Below are 21,107 nucleotides of genomic sequence, written 5' to 3'. Positions count from 1 at the left end.
TCGGGTGCCGGGGGCGTTCCGGGTGGGCAGGGCGGCGCCTGCCTTCCCCTGGCGTTCAGTGCTGACGGGATGCCCGGGCGCTGCCGGCGGTCCGGGCGGGGTTGGGGCGCCGCTGTTCGTAGGTCCAGAGCTGGTCGATGAAGGCGAAGCCGAAGGAGTCGAAGAGCTGGGGGGCGGCCTGGCTGTCGGGGACCGTCTCCGGGAGATCATCGACGACGAGGGCGACCTCGGTGGCTCCCTGCTCAGCGAGCAGGGCCAGGGCCTGGCTGAGCAACTGCTGGGCCAGGCCGTGATGGCGCTGCGCGGTCAGGGTCTCGATCCACCACACGGTCGCGGTGTGGTCGGGTCCGACGCTGACCAGGGTTTCGGCGACCGGATCGTCCTCCTCGCGGATGATCAATCGGTAGCCCGGGGGGAATTCGCAGGGGAAGACGTCGGCGACCAGCTTGGCGGGCAGTCCCTCGACGGGCAGCGGGCGGTGCAGGTAGCAGCCCTGGCGGCGACCGGTGAAGCCGGTCTCCAAGAGCGCGTCGTGGGTGGCGGCGCGGCGGGTTCGGGACAACCCGCCCGGGCCTAGGGGGTCCGGCGGGGCACCGACGAACGCCTCGACCAGCGGGCAGCCGGCGAGTTCGGCGACGGCGTGGGTGAGCAGGGCACGCAGGGCGGCGGGGTCCTCTCGGGCGTGCAGCCAGCAGATCAGGCCGACCGGTACATCGGGCCAGGACAAGAACACAATGACGCCGTGGGGCCGGTCTTGGGCGTCGGCCAGCACACTGATGCACGGCTGGGCCGGTGCCGCCCAACCAGCGAGGCGGGACGGCCCGCGCGCGGCGTCGGCCAGCATGTCCCGGGTGCAGCATGGCTGTCCCGGCAGCCGGTCGGCGTTGATCAGCTCGCGCACCACCGGCTCGTCCTTGGGGTGATACGGGCGCATCTCCGACTCGCTCGCGGGGCGGGGCGGGAAGGCCCCTTTGTCCTTTCTCATGCTGCTGGCCTTCTTCCGACAGCTGCAGGACTTATGCCTTTCAGCATGCCGTGTTCTGCCTGTTCTGAAACGGGGACCGCCCGGCAATCTGCGGGGCGCGGGGTCATGCGCCGGGCGTGACCTGCTGGGTCTCGGTCAGCACAGCGCGAATCTCGTCGATGACCGGCTGGTGGATGGGCAGTGTCAGGTGGCCGATGCCGTGGACGAGCACGTTGCGGGCCTGGAGATCGGGGTGGTCGATGCGGGCCCTCCCGGCGGGGATGACGGCCTCGTCCAGGTCGCTGTAGAAGGCGACGAACCGGGTTCGGCAGCCCGCGGCCGGTTCGGCGAGCTCGCTCAGCAGCTCGCTTCCCGGCCTGAGCTGGCGCAGCAGCGGGTGGGGCGGGGCCAGCAGAGCCGTCGCGGTGCCGCCGTGCGGCGTCGCAAGCGTGATCACCAGCGGAACATACGCGTCGCCTCTGAGCCTCTGCACGTAGTAGCGGGCGATCAGCCCGCCCAGGCTGTACCCGATCACGCAGACGGCCTGCCCGCCGCTGCGGGCGCGCAGCCGCTCGACCTCATCGCCCAGCGCCCGGGCCGCCACGCGGAGGTCCGGGGTAAGCACGCTGTAGCCGACCGCGGTGACCGGGCCTGCGCCGCAGCCGCGCAGCCCGCGCCGCAGCAGCGTGAAGACCGACGCGCGGTCGGCCAGTCCGCGCACCAGCAGCACCGGCACCCCCGCTTCGGCCTCCTGCTCCTCGACCGGGCCCGCCGGCAGCCAGGAGACGGCCGGGCCGAGCCGCCCGGTGAGCTGCCGCAGACCCCAGCCAGCCAGGTCCACCGGGATCCCGGCCAGGCGCAGCGCGGCCCATCCCGCCTCCACGCCGGCGCCGCGCGCCGTCGTCAGCCACGGCACCGACAGCTGCGGCCTCCACGGAATGGTCGTGGCGTCCACCTTCTTTACATGACCCCACGTTAATTCTTCGTTAATACAGGATTGCATACGCCGACCTGGATGCGCATCCCGGAGTGATTACCCGGCCCCAAGGGCGGTGCGCCGGCAGTAGCCGGCGTGTCCGATGGCAGCGCCCCCCTGCCCACTCCCTATCGTCGTCAAGCCCATCGACCAGGGCGAAAGCGCCCCAACACGGGTCCTGACCCGCTTGTTTGCGCCGCTCGGGACAGCGGACGCAGGAGTGGTGGACGAGCGCCTCAGCTGGATGGACGCAGCGTTCTGGGCGCCGTACCCGGCCGGGCTGCTCGCCCCGGCGACCATGGCCGATCGACCGCTTCCCGCCGCCGGTCGGCCACCGGTACCGTGGAATCCAGGAGACGGTGGAGGCGCCCACCGCCCACTGCAGCCGAGCACCGCCAACGGTCCATGCCGACGAGGTAGGGACACCCTGATGACCGCGAGTGCACACCCCCACCTGCAGCTGGTACCGGACCGCCTGGATGCCGCCGGTGCCGGCGACGATGCCGACGACCGCTGCCTGCTGGACACCGTACGCGGTCAGCTGCGCCAGGACCGCCTCCCGGTGCTCGTGGCCGGCGAGGCCAAGCGCGGCAACACGCTGCTCAACGTGCTGCTCGGGCGTGACGTGCTGCCGACCGGCGTGGTGCCGGTGACGGCCCTGGCCACCACGGTGCGCGGTGGCGGCGCCGGGAACCCGAGCTTTCCCTCCGTCGGCATCCTCCGAGCGACTACGGAAAGAAACGGTCCAGCGCACCTCCGGCTCGGGAGATGGCGGACCCGACTGACCGCCTGGACGGCGGCTCCCCGGGTGGCCCGCAGCGTCCCCGGGCGGTGAGCCCGGTGCCCGGGACCGAGGCGGAGCCTACAGGTGGTGTGTTCCGCCGGATCGTGGTCGCGTACGACGACTCGCCGCAGGCGCGCCGGGCACTGGAACGTGCGATCCTCCTGGCACGCAACCACGGCACCCAGCTGATTACCGTGGTGGTAGAGGCGCATCGGCCGCACCACGCCGCGACGATGGGCGAGGTGGAGATGGAAATGGTGGTGGAGGAGCGGGCGTTCCGGCCCTGGCTGGCCGCTGCCCGTGCTTTCACCGAAGAGTACGGCGTGCAGGTGACCGTGGAGCTCGGCGTCGGGCCAGCGGCACGGGAGCTGGTGCGGGCCGCTGAGAAAGTCCACGCGGACTTGATCGTGCTCGGTCGCCGCGGCCGCCGCGTGCCGTGGGTGCCGCGCCTCAGGTCGACCGCGCGGCAGGTCAGCCGCCGCGCGTCGTGCCCGGTGCTGGTCGTACAGCAACTCTCCGGCGCGCTCCGGGGCCTCAGCTGAGAGAGACAGCCATCACCCAAGCCCAACGTGATGCCGGACTCGAGGGGGCGGCCGCGGCGCGTGCTGCCGCGCCCGGCCTCAGCCCTTGTCGATAGCTAGGGGCTTGGATGGGCGGCTGCGCCGGCTGACGCGTGCCGGACGGGGGCGGAACATGTTGTCCTCGTACAGGCTGAGCGCCAGCACCAAGATGAGCATCATGGCCGGGACGAGCATGGCGAAAATGATCACCTGTGTCTCCTCTCCTCGGCAAAGAAGGCCCTGCCATCGTTGAACGGCGTGCGCCCGCAGGAAACCGGTGGAGGGAGGCCGTGACCATTGGCGCGCTGCCGATTCCCGTGGGCCACAGGAGTGAACGCCGGCGGAGGCAGAGGACGGCGGGACTAGCCCGGATGGGTGAACTGGGGGCCGGGCGTCGCCATCCCGGGCGGGGAAGAGCAACGGGTTGCGCAGCCGGGTCACGACCCGCATTGCGCAACTGCGCAACGCTGTGACCTGCTGCGCACGGCTGCCCTCAAAAGAGTTCCTCCACAGCTACAACTACCGCACTCGGAGGCCGGCCACCGGTCAGCCGCGTCAACAACCCTGCGGGTCAATACACCTAGGTCGCCCCCCTACGCGGGCCGTACCGCCAGCACCACCACCGGGTCCGCCGCCGGGGAGACGGCGGCGGACATCCGTACCGCCAGGCCGCGGGCGAGTCGGCCGGCCTGGGCGACGGCGCCGAGGAGGACGGGCTGGAGGCGCTCGAGGCCCTCGACGAGCACGGTCTCGGAGGCCAGCAGCACCGGCTGGAGCGCCACCACGGCCTCGGCGAGCGCGGCGCTCAGGTCCGCGATCGCGGGGAGCGCGGCCTGGGTCACCTCGGCGCCCACAGTGGCGCCCCGGTCGATGAGCGCCGTCGGGAGGGGCACCAGCAGAGCCGCGGCCGTGACCAGGGAGTCGGCGATGCGTTGCAGCTCCGGCGCCGACTCCCGCAGCACCTCGGCGGTGGCCTCCAGCAGCGGTACGAGGGCGAGTAGCAGCCCCGCCGCGAGACCCGCGACCGCGGGCAGCAGGGGGCCGGAGGCCTCGACCAGCCCGCCGACGGCGGTGGCGAAGCGTTCCAGCACCGGCTCCAGCGCCTCCAGGACGGGCGGCAGGCTGTCGCCGAGCGCCGCGAGCAGCGCCTGCGCGGGCTCGCTCGCCGGGTGGCCGACCAGCGGGGCGCCCCTCGTGCCGAGCCGCGTGACGGTGTCTACCAGCCGATAGAAGGCCTCCTGCGCCTCCGGTGAGGCACTGGCCTTCGCTAGTTCGGCGGTGGTCTGCTGGAGCACGCGCAGCAGCTCGCCGCCCGAACCGGCGCGCGGATCAAGGGTGTTGCCCACGATGCGGGCGATGTTGCCCGCCGTGTCGAACAACTGTCCGCCGGCGTTCATCGCGCGGCCGACGACCGCTTGCACCTCACCGGGCCGGGTGGGCAGAGGACTGATCACAGCATTCCCCTCGCATCTTCCTCACAGACAGCGGACCCCTCAGGATGCCCGCGCCGAACCGTGTGAGAACGCAAGGCCTCCTGGCGTCGTCCCCATGGACCCCACAATGACGGCATCCCCCTGGCTCGGCCACACCGCCGTGATCGCCGCCGGTGTCATGGACCTGCTCGACTCGCCGTCGCCAACGTCGCGGCGCCCACCATCCGCGCCGGCTGCAGACGGCGACGACCCGGTCGGCGGACTACGGTCAGGTGGTTTTGAGGATGGCGAGGGCGGCGATGTCGTCGTTGAGGTTGTTGCCGCTGTGTTTGAGCAGGGCGCGTTGAAGGCTGTTCAGGACTTGTTGGGGTGATCTGGGCAGCTGGTCCAGGGCCCAGGTGGCGAGGGGGAAGAACGCTCCGGTCGCATCGCGTGTTTCGGTGACGCCGTCGGTGTAGAGGAGCAGCTGGTCGCCGGTACGGAAGGCGAATTGCTGGGGGCGGCACGTGGTGGTGAGCAGGCCGCCGAGGTTCAGGGGCGGGGCGGGATCGTCTGTATCCAGGACGTCGATGCTGCGTGCCGCAGGATCAGGGGAGGGGGGTGGCCGCAGCTGAGGATCTTGGCGTGGCTGCCGTAGGCGGGGATTTCGACGAGTGTGGCGGTGGCGAAGAGCTCGCCCGGGTCACCATGGGCGAGGACAGCAGCGTCGTGGCGGGTCAAGGTGGTGTCCAGCCGGTGGGCGAGCTGGATGAGGTCGGTGGCCTCGTAGGCTGCTTCCCGGAACGAGCCGAGCACGGCCGCGGCCACGGCAAGGGCGGGCAGTCCTTTGCCGCGGACATCGCCGATGACGAGCCGGATCCCGTACCGGGTGTCGGCCAGGGCGTAGAAGTCCCCGCCCACCCGGGCGTGCGGCGTGGCGGCGAGGTAGAGGCTCTCGATCTCCAGAGGCCCGACACGGCGGGGGATGGGCCGCAGCAGGACCTTCTGCGTGGTGTCGGCCACGGCGCGGACCTCGGTGAGGGTGTGCTCGCGCTGCAGGCGCAGATGGCTGGCGTAGGCGGCGGCCACGGTGACCGCGCCAATGGCTCCTGCGGTGAAAAGGGTGGAATGGTCCGACGACATGACGGAGTAGACCGCGACTCCCAGCAGACAGACCAGCCCGAGGACAAGGGTGGGGCCAACCCGCCACAGTGCTGCCGCGAGCGCGGGTGCGGCCGGCAGTAGCCGGGTGATGGGGACTTCGGGCGGTGTCAGCACGGCGAGGACGGCAAGGAGAAGGGTCAGGAGCAGCGGCGACAGCAGCACCGGATCCTGACGCACCCGGCCCCGCCAGCGGGCGCGGATCCCATCGAATACCTTCATAGAAGGCAAATATAGGTAAAATCACACAGGATGGGTGATACCGGCATCCTCTCAGGCCGGCGCGAACCGGGTTGATCTCCGACATCCGGCCTCGGTGTGGTGTCGTGCGGACCGCTGTCGTACCGGCTCAGATCGCGCTGTCTTCGGCATGCCGGCGTTGCGGCGGATAGTGTGCGCTGTGGCTGCCGTGGCTGCCGTCTTCACGCGTCCGGAGGCCGCAGAGCGTGGAGCCCGGCATCCCCCCGTCGGGCTCCACGCTCCACATCGCCGTGGGGAGTGTTCCGCCTCCTGACCGTGTGTGCCGCGTTCCCGCAGCCCCCGCATGGCTGGCCGCGGCGCCAATATGACGGACAAATGTTGCGGTGGGCGGCCGGGCCGTTCGGGGACGCCGCCCGAGGGAGCGCCCCGGTACGGCGCCCGGCATCCGCCGGCCGACGGGTCCGGTTCCGTGGGACCGGGCCCGCGCGGTATCCGCGCTCCGGCAGGATGGGCGCATGCATCTCGATGTCCTGCGAATCCGTGACGACTTCCCCGCGCTGAGGGAAAAGGTGGCCCACTTCGACGGGCCGGGTGGCTCACAGGTGCCCCGCCAGGTCGCCGACGCGATGGCCGCGGTGATGTGCTCGGGCATCTCCAACCGGGGCACGGTGACAGCCGCCGAGCGCCGTGCCGAGCACGTCGTCAAGGACGCGCGGCAGGCCATGGCGGACCTGCTCGGCTGCGAGCCGCGCGGCGTGGTCTTCACCCGGTCGGCGACGCAGGCGGCGTACGACGTCTCCCGGGCCCTGGCGCGGCAGTGGACAGCCGGTGACGAGGTGGTCGTCACCCGTCTCGACCACGATGCCAACATCCGGCCGTGGATCCAGGCGGCCGAGTCCGCCGGTGCGGTGGTGCGGTGGGCCACGTTCGACCCCGGGAGCGGCGAGTTGAGCGTCGACGCCGTCCGGGAACAGCTGTCCGGCCGGACCCGGCTGGTGGCGGTCACCGGGGCGTCGAACGTGCTGGGCACACGCCCCGACATAGCGGCGATCGCCGCGGCCGTCCACGAGGCCGGAGCCTTGCTGTACGTGGACGGGGTGCACGTGACGCCGCACGCGCCGGTCGACCTGGCCACCCTGGGCGCCGACTTCTTCTCGTGCTCGCCGTACAAGTTCTTCGGCCCCCACCACGGTGTCGTGGTCGCCGATCCGGGACTGTGGGAGGAACTGCGCCCGGACAAGCTGCTGCCCTCCACCGATGACGTGCCGGAACGCTTCGAGCTGGGCACCCTGCCGTACGAGATGCTCGCCGGCACCACCGCAGCCGTGGACTACATCGCCTCCCTGGCGTCCTCCGCGGGCGACCGGCGCAGCCGGGTGCTGGAGTCGATGCGAGCGGTCGAGGCATACGAGGAGGAGCTGCTGGGGCGGCTGCTGGAGGGGCTGTCGGGCATCGGCAAGGTGCGGCTGTACGGAGCGCCGGCACGCCGTACGCCGACGGTGTTCTTCTCCGTGGCGGGAGTGCCGGGCCGGGAGGTCTACGAACGGCTGGCGCGACTCGGTGTGAACGCCCCCGCGGGCAACTTCTACGCGCTGGAGGCGGCGCGGTTGCTGGGGCTCGGCGACACCGGCGCGGTGCGTGCCGGGCTCGCCCCGTACGTCGACGGCGAGGACGTGCAGCGGCTGATCGACGGTGTCGCGGAGGTGGCCAAGTGAACCGCGGAGTGCTGGTCACGGGCGCGTCCCGGGGCATCGGCCGGGCCATCGCCGCGGCGTTCGCGCAGGCCGGGGACCGGGTCGCGGTGCACTACAACAGGTCCGCGCGGGAGGCCGAGCAGGTGGCGGCGTCGCTTCCGGGCGAGGGGCACGTCACCGTCCGGGCGGACATGGCTGACGCGGAGGCGGTGCGGCGTGCTGTGGACACGGCCGCCACGGATCTGGGGCGCCTGGACGTGCTGGTCAACAACGCCGGCGTGTTCCTGGCGCACCCGCCGTTGAGCACCTCGTACGAACAGTGGCAGGCGGCGTGGTCGGCGACGCTCGGCACCAATCTCACCGGCGCGGCCAACGCGACGTTCTGCGCGGTGCCGCACCTGGTGGCGGCGGGCGGCGGTGTGGTCGTCAACGTCTCCAGCCGCGGGGCGTTCCGCGGCGAACCCGACTGCCCGGCGTACGGCGCGTCCAAGGCGGCGCTGAACGCCTTCGGCCAGTCGATGGCCGTGGCGCTGGCCGGTCGGAACATCAGTGTGGCCACGGTGGCGCCGGGCTTCGTGGACACCGACATGGCCCGCTCGGTCCTCGACGGCCCGGACGGCGAGGCGGTGCGCCGGCAGTCGCCGTTCGGGCGGGTGGCCCGCCCGCAGGAGGTCGCGGCCGCGGTGCTGTGGCTCGCCTCGCCGGAGGCGGTGTTCGCCAGCGGCACCATCATCGACGTCAACGGGGCTTCCTACCTGCGCAGCTGACCACGGTGGCGGGCGGGCACCGGGGCACTGAGGGCAGCCGGCTGGGGGTGGGCGGCACCCTCCTCCGGTCCGCCGCGCGCGTCGCGCCCGCGGCAGACCGGTGTCCTCTCAGGCCCGGCGGCTCGCGCCGCCGGACGGATCCCGCGATGCCCGAGGGCCCTCGCGCCGACCCTGGCCGGCCCCTCCGAGTGCGAGCAACCTGGCCAACACCGCTACCCGCATACCGGCGGCCGCTGCGTGATCATGGGTTGCCCAGGCCACGGAAGGAACGTCATGACGACCAAGCAAGAGGCGGCGGAGGCGGTCCGCGGGTCGAAGGCCCGGCTCGGACTGACCCGGACCTAGATCGCCGAGGCGATCGGACGACCGGTGGCATGGACCACCGCCGCTTTGCTGGGACAGCATCCGCTCGGCGCGGACGAGGCGAACACCGCGGCCTCCCTCCTCGACCTCGATGAGGACACCAAGTTCGCCCTGCGACTGCAGCCCACCAGCCGCGCGCTCGACTCCGCCGTCCCCGTCGACCCGACCATGTACCGGATTTACGAAGTGCTCCAGGTCTACGGTCCGACGATCAAGGAACTCATTCACGAGCAGTTCGGCGACGGCATCATGAGCGCCGTCAACTTCCGCTTGGACGTCCGGCGCGTCCCCGACCCGGCAGGCGACCGGGCCGTGGTCGTACTCGACGGCAAGTTCCTGCCGTACCAGTGGTGAGGCCGATCCTCGGAGGGCAGCCCGGCCTTCCGTGAACGGTGCCGGGACCGGGCATCCGCCTCCCGGGCGACGCCTGGCAAGTGCCGTCATGTCCAGGTCCCGTACGCCCCGGGCAGGTGCGCCGTCGCGGCGCCGCGTGGCAAAGGTCGCCGGGTTAGACTCGCGGCCCGGATGCGGAGAGGAGCGGACACGTGAGCGCAGCACCCATACGGTTCGGCATCGTGGGCAGTGGCTGGCGGGCCGAGTTCTTCGCCCGGCTGGCGAGGGCGCTGCCCGAACGGCTGGCGGTGGCCGGCGTGGTGACGCGCTCGGCCGAACGCGTCGCCCAGGTGGAGGCGGAGTGGGGGGTGCCCGCCTTCCGGACGGTCGGCGAACTGTGCGGTACCGAACCGGAGTTCGTGATCGCGTCGGTGCCGGGGGAGGTCGCGCCCCAGGTCGTACGGGAACTCGTCGAGCACGAGGTGCCGGTCCTCGCGGAGACACCGCCGGCGCCCGACGTGCGCGGGCTTCGGGAGTTGTGGGATGCCGTGGGAGGCGCGACGCGCGCCGGGGGCGGCGGACTCGTCCAGGTCGCGGAGCAGTACATACTGATGCCCGGCCACGCCGCTCGCATCGCCCTCGTACGAGAAGGGGTGATCGGCGAGGTCACGTCCGTCCAGGTGTCCTCGACCCACATGTATCACGCGATGTCGCTGATCCGGCACACGCTGGGTGTCGGTTGCGGGCCCGTGACGGTGACCGCCCGGGCCTTCACCGCCCCGCTCGCCGACCCGCTGTCGCCCGGCGGCTGGTCGGACGACCTCACGCCCAAGGACGCCGTCACCACCCTCGCTCTCCTGGACTTCGGCGGGGCCCGCACGGGCCTGTACGACTTCACGGACAACCAGTGGTGGAATCCGCTGCGCGCCCGCCGGGTCGTGGTGCGCGGCTCGCTCGGCGAGATCGTGGACGACACGGTGGTGCGGATGGCCGATCCGCGCACGCCCGTGGAGTCCCCGCTGATACGTCGCCGCACCGGCACTGACCTCAACCTCGAAGGGGCGGAGGTGCACCACATCTCGTTCGACGGACGGGTGGTGTGGCGCAACGACTATCTGGGCGCGAGCCTGTCCGAGGACGACCTCGCCGTGGTGGACCTGCTGTGCCGTATGGGCGCATGGGTCCGGGACGCCGGCCCGGAACCGTATCCGCTGGCCGAGGGCTGCCAGGACCATCTGCTGGCGTTGGCTATCGACGAGTCAGCGCGTACAGGGGTGCCGGTGACGACCGCGGTGGAGGCGTGGGCGGCCCGCTGATCCCGCCGGCCGCCCGGCTCCCTGTCGACGGCGTTCACCGACGACGAAGCCACCGTTCGGCAAGTGGCGGCCATGCCATGCCATGCTGGGCTTCCTGTTCAGCGTGACTCCTCCCCCCGGATAAGTCCGGGGGGCTTCTCCGGTCGGTGGCTAGGCCGCGTCGGGAAGGACCAGCCCGGCCCTGATGGCGACGTTGAGTGCGCCGACCTGGTCGGCGTTGGCGGTGTGCCCGCACTGTGTGCACTCGAATTTCTGTTGTGTGGGGCGGTTCTCTCCGCTGGTGTGCCCGCATTCGGGGCAGGTGCGGGAGGTGTTGCGGGGGTCCACCGGGATCAGTCTGCGACCGGCGCTTTCAGCCTTGTGCGCGAGGATGCCCAGGAACACCCCCCAACCCGCGTCGTGGATGCTTCGGTTCAGTCCGGCCTTGGCGGCGGCTCCGTTCGGGAGGAACGCGCCCGGCTGGTCGGGGTCAGGTTTGGCCTTGGGGGTGCGGACCATGTTCGCGATGCTCAGGCGCTCATGTGCGATCACGTCGTAGGTACGGACCATCGCCAGCGCGGTCTTGTGTGCGTGGTCGGTGCGCTGGCGTCGCACCTTGCGATGCAGCTTGGCGACCTTCTCCACCGCCCGGCGGTGCCGGGCGGTGCGGTTCTCGCGCCGATGCCGGGGGAACGCCTTGAGAGCCCGCTGCGCGTCGGCGAGAGCATCGGCGTTGCGCCGTCCGTGCCTCGGGTTGGGCTGGTGCTCGCCCTCGGACGTGGTCAGGAAGTGGGCTACGCCCATGTCGATGCCGGTGACCGCGCCCGTGGCGGGGAGCGGTTCGGCGGGTACCTCGTCGCAGGCGAGGATGACGTACCACTGTCGTCCCTCGCGCTTGACGGACACCGTCTTGACCCGGCCACGCACGGCCCGGTGCTGGTGCACGCGCACGTGCCCGACGCCTTGCAGACGGACGCGGGTGACGGGGTCGTGCGGGGTGGAGTCCCACCGGCAGCCGTCGCCGTCCTTGGGGAAGTCCACCGTGTCGAACCAGTTCACTCCGCGAAAGCGGGGATAGCCGGGCTTGTCTCCAGCCGTGACGCGCCGGAAGAACGCGGCGAACGCCTTGTCCAACCGGCGCAACGTCGCCTGCTGCGAGCTGAACGACCAGCGTCCCTGACGCTCCGGGTCGAATGCCCGGATGTCCTTGAGCTGCACGGACTGCATGCCGTACGTGACGCTGGTCTTGGAGGGGTGCCGGTAGGCGTCGCGGCGTTCCTGCAACGCGGCGTTGTAGAGCGAGCAGTGATCCCGCAGCATCTCGGACAGGGCCTGCGTCTGGCGGACGGTAGGGCGCAGGAGGAACTTATACGCGCGGTGCACGCTCAGCCGCCTCCTCCTCCTGCTTCTTCGTCCAGGGGCGTTCCCACTGGGTGTTGATGTACTTCTCGACCGTGTCCGCGCTGACCGCGCCAACCGAGGCGACGAAGAACGACGACGACCACAGCGTGGGCATCCGCGACTTCAGATGCGGGAACTCCTCCCGCAGCACGCGGGAGGTGAACCCCTTGAACTGGTTCGCCACGTAGGACGCGGACGCTTTCGGCTCGTGCTTGACGAACAAGTGCACGTGATCAGGCATCACCTCAAGGGCGATGATCTCCCAGCCCTTCTCAGCAGCCTTGGCCTCAATCAGCTCACGCAGCCGGACCGCGACACGGCCACCAAGAACCCGGCGGCGATACTTCGGGCACCACACCACATGCAGCCCCAAGTCATACACGCCACCGGAGTACCGGCGAACCTTCCGTGCCACAGTCACGACGGCCACTATACACACGTCGCGCATCTACTTCCTGAGGTCAACAGTGCAGACTCGTACGCACAGTTGAGGTCAGAGCAGAGGCTGTGGGTGGCGGCGCTCCACTTTGGCTGTGTATGTCATGATCGCGTCACCCCAAGCGAGCTTTGGGGTCCAGGCGGCGCAAGACCCCCAGCGCGGCTGCCGCGTCGCGAGTGTTGGCGCGATTGACTGAAAGTCTTGACATGACTATGACCCTTTGGTGATATCTGACTTGTAGCGTTTGATTGTGTTCACTTCGTTGCTCCGCAGGTAGGGCTGCGGGATGCTTTTTGTTCGGTAGTCATAGGTTGTGCTGCGGCACATGCGGCCCTGCCAGACCGCCGGATTCAGGATGTTCGTTGCCCTGTGGCTGTTCCTGGGTGTCAGTGGGCCCTCGCCGAGTCGCAGCCGCTGGGCGCGGGAGAGACCTCTTCGCGGTGGGGCGAAAGGAGCCGCTCTTCGCCGGGGTACGGCTTTCCGGCGCTGTCGACACCGCGCGGCCGGGATCGGCCCTGACGTCCTCGACTTGATCGACGCGGCGAACTTCCCTCGTGACAAGGGCGATTGACCGCCCCGCTCGTGGTCATCGCCTGCTCGTCATACGGCTGCCGTCCTGTCAGGGCGCTGCACTGGAGGAAAAACGATGAGAAAACCAATCCGCGGAGTGCTGGCCGCGTTCACCGGAGCACTCCTGCTCTCCACGGGGATCGCCGCGGCCGGAGGACCGACGGCCAAGGCCGAGGACAACGGCCTCGGCGCGAAGCCCGCAATGGGCTGGAGCAGCTGGAGCTTCATCCGCCGCAACCCGACTGCCCAGAACATCGAGGCGCAGGCAAAGGCGATGAAGGACAGCGGCCTGACCAAGGCCGGCTTCATCTACGCCAACGTGGACGACTTCTGGTACCACTGCCCCGGCAGCCAGGGCCCAAACGTCGACACATACGGCCGCTGGGTCACCGACGAGACCAAGTTCCCGCCGAGCAGTACGGAGAACGGCATCCAGGTCGTCGCCGACTACGTCCACTCCCTGGGCCTGAAGTTCGGCCTGTACGTCACCCCCGGCATCTCCAAGCAGGCCGTCGCCCAGAACACCGCGATCGAGGGCACCGCGTACCACGCCCAGGACATCGCCACCACGACGGCGGAGCAGAACTACAACTGCGGCGGGATGGTGGGCATCGACTACACCAAGCCCGGCGCGCAGCAGTTCGTCAACTCCTGGGCGGACCAGTTCTCCGGCTGGGGCGTGGACTACATCAAGATCGACGGCGTCGGCACCCCCGACATCCCCGACGTACAGGCGTGGTCCGACGCCCTGAAGCAGACCGGGCGCCCCATCCGCCTGGAGCTGTCCAACAGCCTGGACATCAACAACGCGGCGACCTGGGCGAAGTTGTCGGACGGCTGGCGCACCGGCGGCGACATCGAGTGCTACTGCGGACCGAATGGCAGTAGCTACCCGCTGACGCAGTGGTCGTCCCTCTCCTCGCGCTTCAACCAGGCCGCCAACTGGGCGCCTTACGGCGGCCCCGGGGGCTTCAACGACTACGACTCGCTGGAGATCGGCAACGGCGCCAATGACGGCCTGACGCCGGACGAGCGCAAAACCCAGATGAGCCTGTGGTCGCTGGCCGCCTCACCCCTCATCCTGGGCACCGACCTGACCCACCTCGACCCCACCGACCTCAGCCTGCTGAACAACACCGACGTCTTGTCGGTCGACCAGGACGCCATCGACGCCAAGCGGATCTCCGCGGACTCCACCACCCAGGTGTTCGCCAAGACCGAGAAGAGCGGTGACGTGGTCGTCGGCCTGTTCAACACGGGCTCGGCCCCCCGGGCCGTCTCCACCACCGTCGCCGCACTGGGGCTGCCCACGGCTCGCGACTATTCCCTGCAGGATCTGTGGAGCCACAAGCAGACCGAGTCGACCGGCACGATCGCGGCCGACGTCCCGCCTCACGGCGTGGCCCTGTACCGCGTCCACGCCCTCGATCACGTCCTCCGGGGCGTCGACCCCGACGTCTCGCTCGCGCTGAACTGGGCGCCCGCGGCCGGCGACAGCACCCAGCGCACCGTTACCGAGGTGCTGGCCGACAACGGAGCGACTCCCGTCACGAGCGTCGGCCTCAAGCTCACCGGGCCGTCCGGCGTGACGGTCACTACCAGTTCCAGGACCAAGGTCAGGAAGGTGAAGGGCGGGAGTACGGCGCAGGCCACCTTCAAGGTGACCATCCCACCGTCAACCGCGCTCTTCTCCTCCAGCGCGTTCCACGCGTCCGCGACGTACCGGTACGTCTCCGGCACGACCGCTCAGCTGTCGGTCGGTGACACGATCACCGTTAACCACGCCGTCCTGACGCCGTACAAGACGTTCGCCGCGACCACGTCCGACTTCAGCCAGTCCGGCACCCAACTCGGTATCCGGGCCCAGGGCGCGGACTTGTGGGACAGCATCAACGAGTACGGTTCCATCTACCTGCCAGGGGCCGAGCACGACGGTTCCACGACCACGGTGAAGATCAACTCCCAAGCGGACACCGACGTCTGGGCGAAGGCCGGCATCATGGTCCGCAATGCCATCACCAGCGCCGACACCTCACCGGGCTACCTGGCCCTCGTTGAAACCCCCAGCAACGGCTATCTCCTCGACTGGGACAGCAACGGTGACGGCCGGCTCGACTCCCAGGACTCGATCGGCACGGCCACCTACCCCTCCTGGCTGAAGCTGGTTCGGAACGGCACCACCTACAGCGGCTACTACTCCACCGACGACACCACCTGGAACCTCGTCGGCACCGTCACCGTCCCGACGGCGGCGGCCACCCAGGACGTCGGCCTCGCCGTCACCTCGCACGCCCCGGAAACCACCGGGGAGGTCGACTTCGACCGCTTCACCACCAGCAAGTAGCGCTTCGCAGATGAGGTAATGCGCTGGGTGCCCCGCGGGTGGGCGCGATGCCTGCCCGCCGGGCACCCAACGGTTCACCCTTCCCGGTTGGAGCCGCAGAAGGCCGTTCAGCGGGTCGCACGCCTAAAGACCGTCTCACGAGCCGATCTCGCCCACTACCTGCTCACCCACATCGACGACCATGACACCTGGCAGAAAACAGTCGAAGTCTCATCGTGAACCTCATGTCGGACTTCGCGGGCAACTTGTGACCTCTCCATTTTCTCTATCGCCCATGGCCTTGCAGTAGTGCGAAGCCTTTGCGATCGAGTGTCAGTGATCTGCTCGAATGTCTTCGGTCGCCCCATGTCGGCCCGCGTGATCAGAACGGCCAGGCGGCGCGTAGCTCCGCGACCCTGCGGTCGAGCGCCATTCGTTCCGAGGGTGCGCGACCGAGCGCCAGCGTATACGCGCGCAGCTGGCAGGGGAGGATGCGGAATGACGCCAGGAGCTCAAGGGCGATGAACGCCGTCGTCGCGAGCGCCGCGGTGGCGAGTTTGCGGCCGGGCGACGCCTGAGACCACCACTCGCCGAGCGAGAGGAAGTCGCGCTGGCCGCTCAGCGGCGGCGGCACCGGCTCGAACGTGTGTGACCAGGTCTGGAGCGCGCCAGCGAGCAGCATCCCGCCGACGGCGAGGGCGGGCGCGTGCGGAATGCCGGCGGCGGCGAAGAGCGTCGCCGCGAGCGTCATCATCGCCACCACCGCGGTGGTCAGCGCGCCGATGCGGCGGCCGTAGAGGTATCCGTTTGCGCTGAGCAGCGCGGCGAGCGGCAGCGCCAGCGAGAGGTACGGCGCATCGAGCGGCGACGGGAGCGTGACCTGTGCGAGTGCCGCCAGCGCCGAGAAGCACACGATCGGCGTGCACACTGCGTGTCCGACGCGGCTGATCCGGTGGGTGTGGAACAGCTCGTAAAGTGTCATCTGAAAATCGGCGTCGAACACTGCGTAGTGCGCCTGCGGGACGATCGTGAGGTAGCGGACGATGGCGTGCGCGCGGCTCTCGGACGGACGTTGGCCCGGCATGTCAATGCTCCTATCAGCCCGGCGTTGCGCCGGACCGGGTGACGGTCCGGCGTCTCATCAGCGGTCAGTCGGTGCCTTGGGGCCCGGCGACACCACCCCCCCAGGTCATACCTGCGAACAGGGGGCAACAGTCATACCGGGCCCGGAGGCCAGGAGCCCCGTTGCAGGGCCACGAAAAAAGTAACGGGCCAGCGGCCCGGTGGCCTCAGTTCTTCACGGTGAAGCCGGCGCGCAGGAGCGACTCGTCGCGGGAAGACGGGCCGACGAGCAGTTCGAAGTCGCCTGGTTCGACCAGGCGGTTCCCGTCGGCGTCCACGATCGTGCACTCCGCGACCGGCAGCTCGACGGAGACCTCGCGTGACTCGCCGGGGGCGAGGCTCACCTGCCGGTAGGTTTTCAGTTCCTTCTCGGCCCAGGTCACCGAGGTGACGGAGTCGCTGATGTACACCTGCACGGTCTCCAGCGCGGGTCGGGTGCCGGTGTTGCGGAGGGTGAGCCGCGCGCGCACGGTGCCGCCCGTCCCGACGACGGGGGCGAGCACCTCCAGGTCGGTGTAGTCGACCGTGGTGTAGCTCAGGCCTTCCCCGAAGGCGAAGGCCGGGCTCTGCGTGAGGTCGGCGTAGCGGCTGCCGTGCTGGCCGCGCACCTGGTTGTAGTACGTCGGCTGCTGGCCCGCGTGCCGGGCGAAGGAGATCGGCAGCCGTCCGGAGGGCTCGACCAGGCCCAGCAGCAGTTCGGCCACGGCCCGTCCCCCGGTCATCCCCGGGTTGAAGGCGTGCACGATCGCCGCCGCGCCGAGCGCGGAGGGCGGCAGCACGAGGGGCTTGGAGCTGATGACCACGACGACGAGCGGTGTGCCCGTCGCGGCGAGGGCGTCCAGCAGGGCGACCTGGCCGCCGACGAGTTCCAGGGTCGCGGTCGACCGTCCCTCACCGACCAGCTCGATACGGTCGCCGACGACAGCGACGGCGTAGTCGGCGTCCCGGGCGGCGGCGACGGCCTCGGCGATGAGGCCGTCGTCGGGGGCGGCCGGGATGACGACCTCGGGGCGGGGCTGGCCGTCGGGGAAGAACGCGCCCTCGGAGTCGGGACCGACGGTCGAGATGTCGGCGCCCCGCGCGTGGGTGACGGTCCAGTTCGCGGGAACGTGCTCGCGGAAGCCGTCGAGCACGGTCCGGATCATGGCGCGCGGGTGGCCGTCGGGCAGCCAGTCGGCCTGGCCCGAGGAACCGGCCCAGTCGCCGAGCTGGGTCTGCGCGTCGTCGGCGTTGGGCCCGATGACGGCGACGGTACGGGGCGGGGTGGCGGGTCCGGCGAGGGCGCGGCCGTCGTCGCCGGCCTCGAAGCCGCCGGCGAGCGGCAGGGCGCCGTCGTTGGTGAGCAGGACCAGCGAGCGGCGGGCCGCTTCGAGGTTCAGCTCGGCGTGCTCCGCGCTGCCGATGACGAGCGCCTGACGGTCGGTGTCGGGGCGGCGGGGGTTCTCGAACAGGCCCAGTTCGAACTTGAGGGTGAGGATCCGGCGGACCGCCGCGTCGATCTCCGCCTCGTCGAGGGTGCCCTGGACGACCGCCTCTTGGGCGCCCGCGAAGAACTGCGGTGTCGTCATCACCATGTCGTTGCCCGCGTGGACCGCCGCGGCGGCGGCCTGCGCGTGGTCGGCGAAGATGTGCTGCTCCCACACCATGCGGCCGACGTTGTCCCAGTCGGTGACCAGGGTGCCGGTGTAGCCCCACTCGCCGCGCAGCACCTCGTTGAGCAGCCAGTTGTTCACCGTGATGGGTACGCCGTCCATCGACTGGTAGCCCAGCATGAACGTACGGCAGCCCTCGCGGGCCACACGTTCGAACGGAGGCAGGAACCACGAGCGGAGCTTGCGCCGCGAGATGTCCGCCTCGCTCGCGTCCCGGCCGCCCTGTGTCTCGGAGTAGCCCGCGAAGTGCTTGGCGCAGGCCAGGATCGCGGTCGGATCGTCCAGTCCCTGGCCCTGGTAGCCGCGTACCATCGCCGAGGCGAGTTCACCGATGAGGAAGGGGTCCTCGCCGAACGTCTCGCTCACCCGGCCCCAGCGCAGGTCGCGCGTGATGCAGAGCACCGGGGAGAACGTCCAGTGGACCCCGGTCGCCGCGACCTCGACGGCCGTGGCGCGGGCGATGCGCTCCACGAGTTCCGGGTCCCAGGTCGCGGCCATGCCGAGCTGCGTGGGGTAGATCGTCGCGCCCTCCCAGAAGGAGTGGCCGTGGATGCAGTCCTCCGCGACGAGCAGCGGGATGCGCAGGCGGCTCCGTTCGGTGAGCTCAGCCGCTTCGAGGATCCGCTCGGGCGCGGCGTGGAGGATCGAACCGGCGTGGAAGTCCTCGACGAGGTGCCGTACGCCGTCCTTCGCGTTCAGCTGGAGCAACTGACCGACCTTTTCGGGCAGCGTCATACGGCCGAGAAGGTCGGTGACCCGCTCTGCCACGGGCAGCGAGGGGTCGCGGTAGGGCGGGAAGGGGCCCACAGGGGTTCCTTTCACAACGTCGGTGACGTTCGCGTCGGGCGGGGCATGTGGATCGGGTAGCGCGGTGGTGCGGTGGTGCCGTCGGAGTCGGAGCGCTCCCACGCGCGGCTCCGCGGGCAGGAATCGCTCCATGACGTACGGTACGCCCAATGCCGACCAGGTGGTAGGTATGTTGTCTGTGCGCATGTGATTCCGTGCGCGTGTGGTGGTGACCCCGACCGACAGAACCGGGAGAGTGACGCGATGTCCGTCGAAGCGCGGCGCGGCTACGCGAAAGGCCGCGCGAAGCGGAGCGAGATCCTCGGCCAGGCCATGTCGATGTTCGGCGAGGCCGGCTACCGGGGCGCGTCGCTCCGTACGATCGCGACTCGCTGCGGGCTCTCGCACCCCGGACTGCTGCATCACTTCCCGACCAAGGAATCACTGCTGGTCGCGGTGCTCGAGCACCGGGACGAGGTCGACGACGCGTGGCTCTCCCTCGGCGATCCGGTCGGCGTCGGCCGGCTGCGCCGCCTGGTCGATCTGGCCGCGCTGAACGCGACGCGACGCGGGATCGTGGAGCTCTTCTCAGTCCTCGCGGCGGAGGCGACCGCCGCCGACCACCCCGCCCACGCGTATTTCGTACGGCGGTACCGGGCCTCGGTCGCGGACGCGCGACGCGCCTACCAACAGGCCTGCGACGAGGGCGCGTTGCGCGCGGGCATCACTCCCGACGCGGCGGCCCAGCAGCTGATCGCCCTGATGGACGGGCTCCAGGTGCAGTGGCTTCTCAGCGACTGCGCGACGGACATGGCGGGTGTGATGCACGCGCACGTCCAGGCACAACTCACCGTCCCGCTCTGAGCGTACGGACGAGGCCCCCACCCTTGGGCGCAGGCCTCTTGTCTCGCGGGGGTGTGGTCAGCGGGACAGCGACCGGGCTCCGTGTTCGGGCACAGGGTTATGCGAAGGGAATCCGATCCACTTGCGGATACGCGAGTTCGCGTCCACCTGGTGTTCACGAAGCCGAATCGCAGACATTGGGATAGATCCGTTTCTAGATCCCGGAGTCGTAACGTGGTGTGCTGTGTTGTTCGGCGACTCGTACGGTGCTCAACGGGGGTGTCGGCAGGATGGTGCAACTCGCCCGCTCCAACCTGCGCAACATCCCCCGGCCGTAGCGCGGCGGTCAGGTGGGATTCCTGGCGGTCAGGGCGGTGACGGTGACGGTGCCGTCGCACTCGGCGAACTCCCCGTCGTCCAGGGCGGTCTGGTGCTTTCCGGCCCCCGGCAGCCCGATCACCAGGGTGGGGTACACCACCGGTGCCGAACCGGAGACGCAGTATCCGTCGGCCTCGCCCTGGACCTGCACGAAGGTGAGCTTGACCCAGGTCCGGCCGCCGTGCGCCAGCCGGACCGCGGAGGCGGTGCCGCTGTGCCGTACCTTCAGCGGGACGTTGAGCCGGGGGGAACCGTTGGCCGCGCCGGCGACGGTGGGGAATCCCTTCAGGGTGCAGGCGGTCCTGCCGGTGTTGGTGAAGGCCACGATCGCGGCACCGGTGCCGGTGCCTGCGGGACGGTGGGCGGCCTGGTGGGCCGGCGAGACCTTCAGCACGGCCGCGGTGCAGGGGTGTGCCGCGGTGGAGGCGGCGGGAGCGGCCGGGGCGTCGGAACCGTCGGTGGCGGTCGGAGTGCAGCCGATGAGCACGGCGGCGGCCGGAACCAGGGCCGTCGCCGTCACGGCCCGGCGGATGGTGCGGTGGCGCATGGGTACCCCTCACGTACACGGCCGGCTGTCACCGGCATTCGGGGCAGAACACACCATCTCCTCCGCTTCCGGTTTCCATCGACTACGAAGTGTAGCGAAGTGGTGACGAAAACGGGTCAATTCGGTCGCGCTCCGTTCTCCACCGAGGACAACAGCGCCAAGGTCACCGCCATCCGCCTGCTCGACCCCGACCGCTTCGGCCCCGCCCAGTAGGTCCGCCAGCGTCTTTATGGCGTCGGCCGGCACCGCCGTGATGGGGTTGCAGCCACGGCGCGCACTCCCTGCGTGTCCGCTACGTTCTGTCACGGAGGGCAGGGAAACGGCCCGGCGATGCTCGGACCCGTCATGTCCTTTCGGCACCGCCGGCCCCTGTGATCCCAAGGGCGAGGACCGGCGTACGGTCACCCCGTGCGCCGGGCCGAACCGCTGATGCGCCGTGGGTCCTGAAGGCCGGGTTGCCCCTGGCGGCACGCCGCCAGGGGCAACCCGAGCCGGCCACGGGCACCGGCGCTCTATCGCGGCGGCTACTCGTAGCC

General features: G+C 70.3%; 20 protein-coding genes. 9 read left to right on the top strand and 11 right to left on the bottom strand.

All coding sequences use genetic code 11. From position 1 onward, the window contains the following. Positions 1 to 55 precede the first annotated feature (55 nt). On the bottom strand, positions 56 to 985 hold the full coding sequence (locus tag EFK10_RS10915; RefSeq protein ID WP_127355526.1) for a GNAT family N-acetyltransferase: 930 nt from the start codon (positions 983 to 985) through the stop codon (positions 56 to 58). A gap of 103 nt (positions 986 to 1,088) precedes the next feature. Further along, entirely contained in the window at positions 1,089 to 1,919 is an 831-nt protein-coding gene (locus tag EFK10_RS10910) for an alpha/beta fold hydrolase (protein ID WP_240677140.1), read from the bottom strand. Positions 1,920 to 2,370: 451 nt separating this feature from the next. Here EFK10_RS10910 and EFK10_RS10905 point away from each other — a divergent pair, with 451 nt between their 5' ends. Together EFK10_RS10905 and EFK10_RS10900 are read left to right on the top strand one after the other, a co-directional pair. After that, on the top strand, positions 2,371 to 2,775 hold the full coding sequence (locus tag EFK10_RS10905) for a P-loop NTPase family protein (protein WP_127355524.1): 405 nt from the start codon (positions 2,371 to 2,373) through the stop codon (positions 2,773 to 2,775). 38 nt (positions 2,776 to 2,813) lie between these two features. After that, a complete protein-coding gene (locus tag EFK10_RS10900) occupies positions 2,814 to 3,266 on the top strand; it encodes a universal stress protein (protein WP_127355523.1) in 453 nt (150 codons plus the stop codon). A 78-nt stretch (positions 3,267 to 3,344) separates the two neighbouring features. On the opposite strand, the gene EFK10_RS47245 is transcribed toward EFK10_RS10900, so the two are convergent. Further along, positions 3,345 to 3,494, bottom strand: a complete 150-nt coding sequence (locus EFK10_RS47245; protein WP_164835926.1) for a hypothetical protein — start codon at positions 3,492 to 3,494, stop codon at positions 3,345 to 3,347. Between the two features lie 383 nt (positions 3,495 to 3,877). Then, positions 3,878 to 4,738, bottom strand: a complete 861-nt coding sequence (locus EFK10_RS10895) for a hypothetical protein (protein WP_322973313.1) — start codon at positions 4,736 to 4,738, stop codon at positions 3,878 to 3,880. Positions 4,739 to 4,844: 106 nt separating this feature from the next. On the opposite strand from EFK10_RS10895, the gene EFK10_RS47240 reads away from it, so the two are divergent. Continuing rightward, positions 4,845 to 5,090 carry a hypothetical protein gene (locus EFK10_RS47240; protein WP_164835925.1) on the top strand — a complete coding sequence of 82 codons (246 nt, stop codon included), beginning with the start codon at positions 4,845 to 4,847 and terminating at the stop codon, positions 5,088 to 5,090. Here EFK10_RS47240 and EFK10_RS52605 read toward each other — a convergent pair. Further along, on the bottom strand, positions 4,986 to 5,237 hold the full coding sequence (locus EFK10_RS52605) for a SpoIIE family protein phosphatase (protein ID WP_322973314.1): 252 nt from the start codon (positions 5,235 to 5,237) through the stop codon (positions 4,986 to 4,988). The genes EFK10_RS47240 and EFK10_RS52605 overlap by 105 nt on opposite strands. An 11-nt stretch (positions 5,238 to 5,248) precedes the next feature. Continuing rightward, entirely contained in the window at positions 5,249 to 6,079 is an 831-nt protein-coding gene (locus tag EFK10_RS10890; RefSeq protein ID WP_322973312.1) for a PP2C family protein-serine/threonine phosphatase, read from the bottom strand. Between the two features lie 494 nt (positions 6,080 to 6,573). On the opposite strand from EFK10_RS10890, the gene EFK10_RS10885 reads away from it, so the two are divergent. The 4 genes from EFK10_RS10885 to EFK10_RS10870 all read left to right on the top strand — a co-directional run bounded on the left by EFK10_RS10885 (position 6,574) and on the right by EFK10_RS10870 (position 10,531). Further along, positions 6,574 to 7,773, top strand: coding sequence for a cysteine desulfurase-like protein (locus EFK10_RS10885; protein ID WP_127355522.1), 1,200 nt, complete (start codon positions 6,574 to 6,576; stop codon positions 7,771 to 7,773). After that, positions 7,770 to 8,519, top strand: coding sequence for an SDR family NAD(P)-dependent oxidoreductase (locus EFK10_RS10880; protein ID WP_206305404.1), 750 nt, complete (start codon positions 7,770 to 7,772; stop codon positions 8,517 to 8,519). The genes EFK10_RS10885 and EFK10_RS10880 overlap by 4 nt, the downstream gene beginning before the upstream one ends. A 345-nt stretch (positions 8,520 to 8,864) precedes the next feature. Further along, on the top strand, positions 8,865 to 9,236 hold the full coding sequence (cynS, locus tag EFK10_RS10875) for a cyanase (RefSeq protein ID WP_164835929.1): 372 nt from the start codon (positions 8,865 to 8,867) through the stop codon (positions 9,234 to 9,236). 191 nt (positions 9,237 to 9,427) lie between these two features. Beyond that, positions 9,428 to 10,531: a Gfo/Idh/MocA family protein gene (locus tag EFK10_RS10870; RefSeq protein ID WP_127355521.1), complete on the top strand. Its 1,104-nt coding sequence runs from the start codon at positions 9,428 to 9,430 to the stop codon at positions 10,529 to 10,531. A 150-nt stretch (positions 10,532 to 10,681) separates the two neighbouring features. On the opposite strand, the gene EFK10_RS10865 is transcribed toward EFK10_RS10870, so the two are convergent. Together EFK10_RS10865 and tnpA are read right to left on the bottom strand one after the other, a co-directional pair. Further along, positions 10,682 to 11,893 (bottom strand): RNA-guided endonuclease InsQ/TnpB family protein, encoded by a 1,212-nt coding sequence (locus EFK10_RS10865; RefSeq protein WP_127355520.1) that lies wholly within the window; start codon positions 11,891 to 11,893, stop codon positions 10,682 to 10,684. Next, positions 11,877 to 12,326 (bottom strand): IS200/IS605 family transposase, encoded by a 450-nt coding sequence (tnpA, locus tag EFK10_RS10860; protein ID WP_127355533.1) that lies wholly within the window; start codon positions 12,324 to 12,326, stop codon positions 11,877 to 11,879. The genes EFK10_RS10865 and tnpA overlap by 17 nt, the downstream gene beginning before the upstream one ends. A gap of 670 nt (positions 12,327 to 12,996) precedes the next feature. Between tnpA and EFK10_RS10855 the strand changes: the two genes are divergently transcribed. Next, entirely contained in the window at positions 12,997 to 15,264 is a 2,268-nt protein-coding gene (locus tag EFK10_RS10855; RefSeq protein WP_127355519.1) for an NEW3 domain-containing protein, read from the top strand. Between the two features lie 361 nt (positions 15,265 to 15,625). Here EFK10_RS10855 and EFK10_RS10850 read toward each other — a convergent pair whose 3' ends face one another. Beyond that, positions 15,626 to 16,327 carry a hypothetical protein gene (locus EFK10_RS10850; protein ID WP_127355518.1) on the bottom strand — a complete coding sequence of 234 codons (702 nt, stop codon included), beginning with the start codon at positions 16,325 to 16,327 and terminating at the stop codon, positions 15,626 to 15,628. A gap of 205 nt (positions 16,328 to 16,532) precedes the next feature. Beyond that, positions 16,533 to 18,824: an exo-beta-d-1,3/1,6-glucosidase gene (locus tag EFK10_RS10845; RefSeq protein WP_127355517.1), complete on the bottom strand. Its 2,292-nt coding sequence runs from the start codon at positions 18,822 to 18,824 to the stop codon at positions 16,533 to 16,535. A gap of 243 nt (positions 18,825 to 19,067) precedes the next feature. Between EFK10_RS10845 and EFK10_RS10840 the strand changes: the two genes are divergently transcribed. Next, on the top strand, positions 19,068 to 19,667 hold the full coding sequence (locus EFK10_RS10840; RefSeq protein WP_127355516.1) for a TetR/AcrR family transcriptional regulator: 600 nt from the start codon (positions 19,068 to 19,070) through the stop codon (positions 19,665 to 19,667). Positions 19,668 to 19,992: 325 nt separating this feature from the next. Here EFK10_RS10840 and EFK10_RS10835 read toward each other — a convergent pair whose 3' ends face one another. Beyond that, positions 19,993 to 20,571 (bottom strand): DUF4232 domain-containing protein, encoded by a 579-nt coding sequence (locus EFK10_RS10835; protein ID WP_127355515.1) that lies wholly within the window; start codon positions 20,569 to 20,571, stop codon positions 19,993 to 19,995. Between the last annotated feature and the right edge of the window lie 536 nt (positions 20,572 to 21,107).

Source organism: Streptomyces soli, assembly GCF_003999195.1.
Lineage (GTDB): Bacteria > Actinomycetota > Actinomycetes > Streptomycetales > Streptomycetaceae > Actinacidiphila > Actinacidiphila soli.
This window is presented reverse-complemented; position numbering and strand designations above follow the sequence as displayed.

What these genes read in the sequence shown, in the direction of transcription:
- EFK10_RS10915 (WP_127355526.1), bottom strand. Translation starts at nt 985, where the DNA reads ATGAGAAAGGACAAAGGGGCCTTCCCGCCCCGCCCCGCGAGCGAGTCG.
- EFK10_RS10905 (WP_127355524.1), top strand. Translation starts at nt 2,371, where the DNA reads ATGACCGCGAGTGCACACCCCCACCTGCAGCTGGTACCGGACCGCCTG.
- EFK10_RS47240 (WP_164835925.1), top strand. Translation starts at nt 4,845, where the DNA reads ATGACGGCATCCCCCTGGCTCGGCCACACCGCCGTGATCGCCGCCGGT.
- EFK10_RS10890 (WP_322973312.1), bottom strand. Translation starts at nt 6,079, where the DNA reads ATGAAGGTATTCGATGGGATCCGCGCCCGCTGGCGGGGCCGGGTGCGT.
- EFK10_RS10885 (WP_127355522.1), top strand. Translation starts at nt 6,574, where the DNA reads ATGCATCTCGATGTCCTGCGAATCCGTGACGACTTCCCCGCGCTGAGG.
- EFK10_RS10855 (WP_127355519.1), top strand. Translation starts at nt 12,997, where the DNA reads ATGAGAAAACCAATCCGCGGAGTGCTGGCCGCGTTCACCGGAGCACTC.
- EFK10_RS10850 (WP_127355518.1), bottom strand. Translation starts at nt 16,327, where the DNA reads ATGCCGGGCCAACGTCCGTCCGAGAGCCGCGCGCACGCCATCGTCCGC.
- EFK10_RS10840 (WP_127355516.1), top strand. Translation starts at nt 19,068, where the DNA reads ATGTCCGTCGAAGCGCGGCGCGGCTACGCGAAAGGCCGCGCGAAGCGG.
- EFK10_RS10835 (WP_127355515.1), bottom strand. Translation starts at nt 20,571, where the DNA reads ATGCGCCACCGCACCATCCGCCGGGCCGTGACGGCGACGGCCCTGGTT.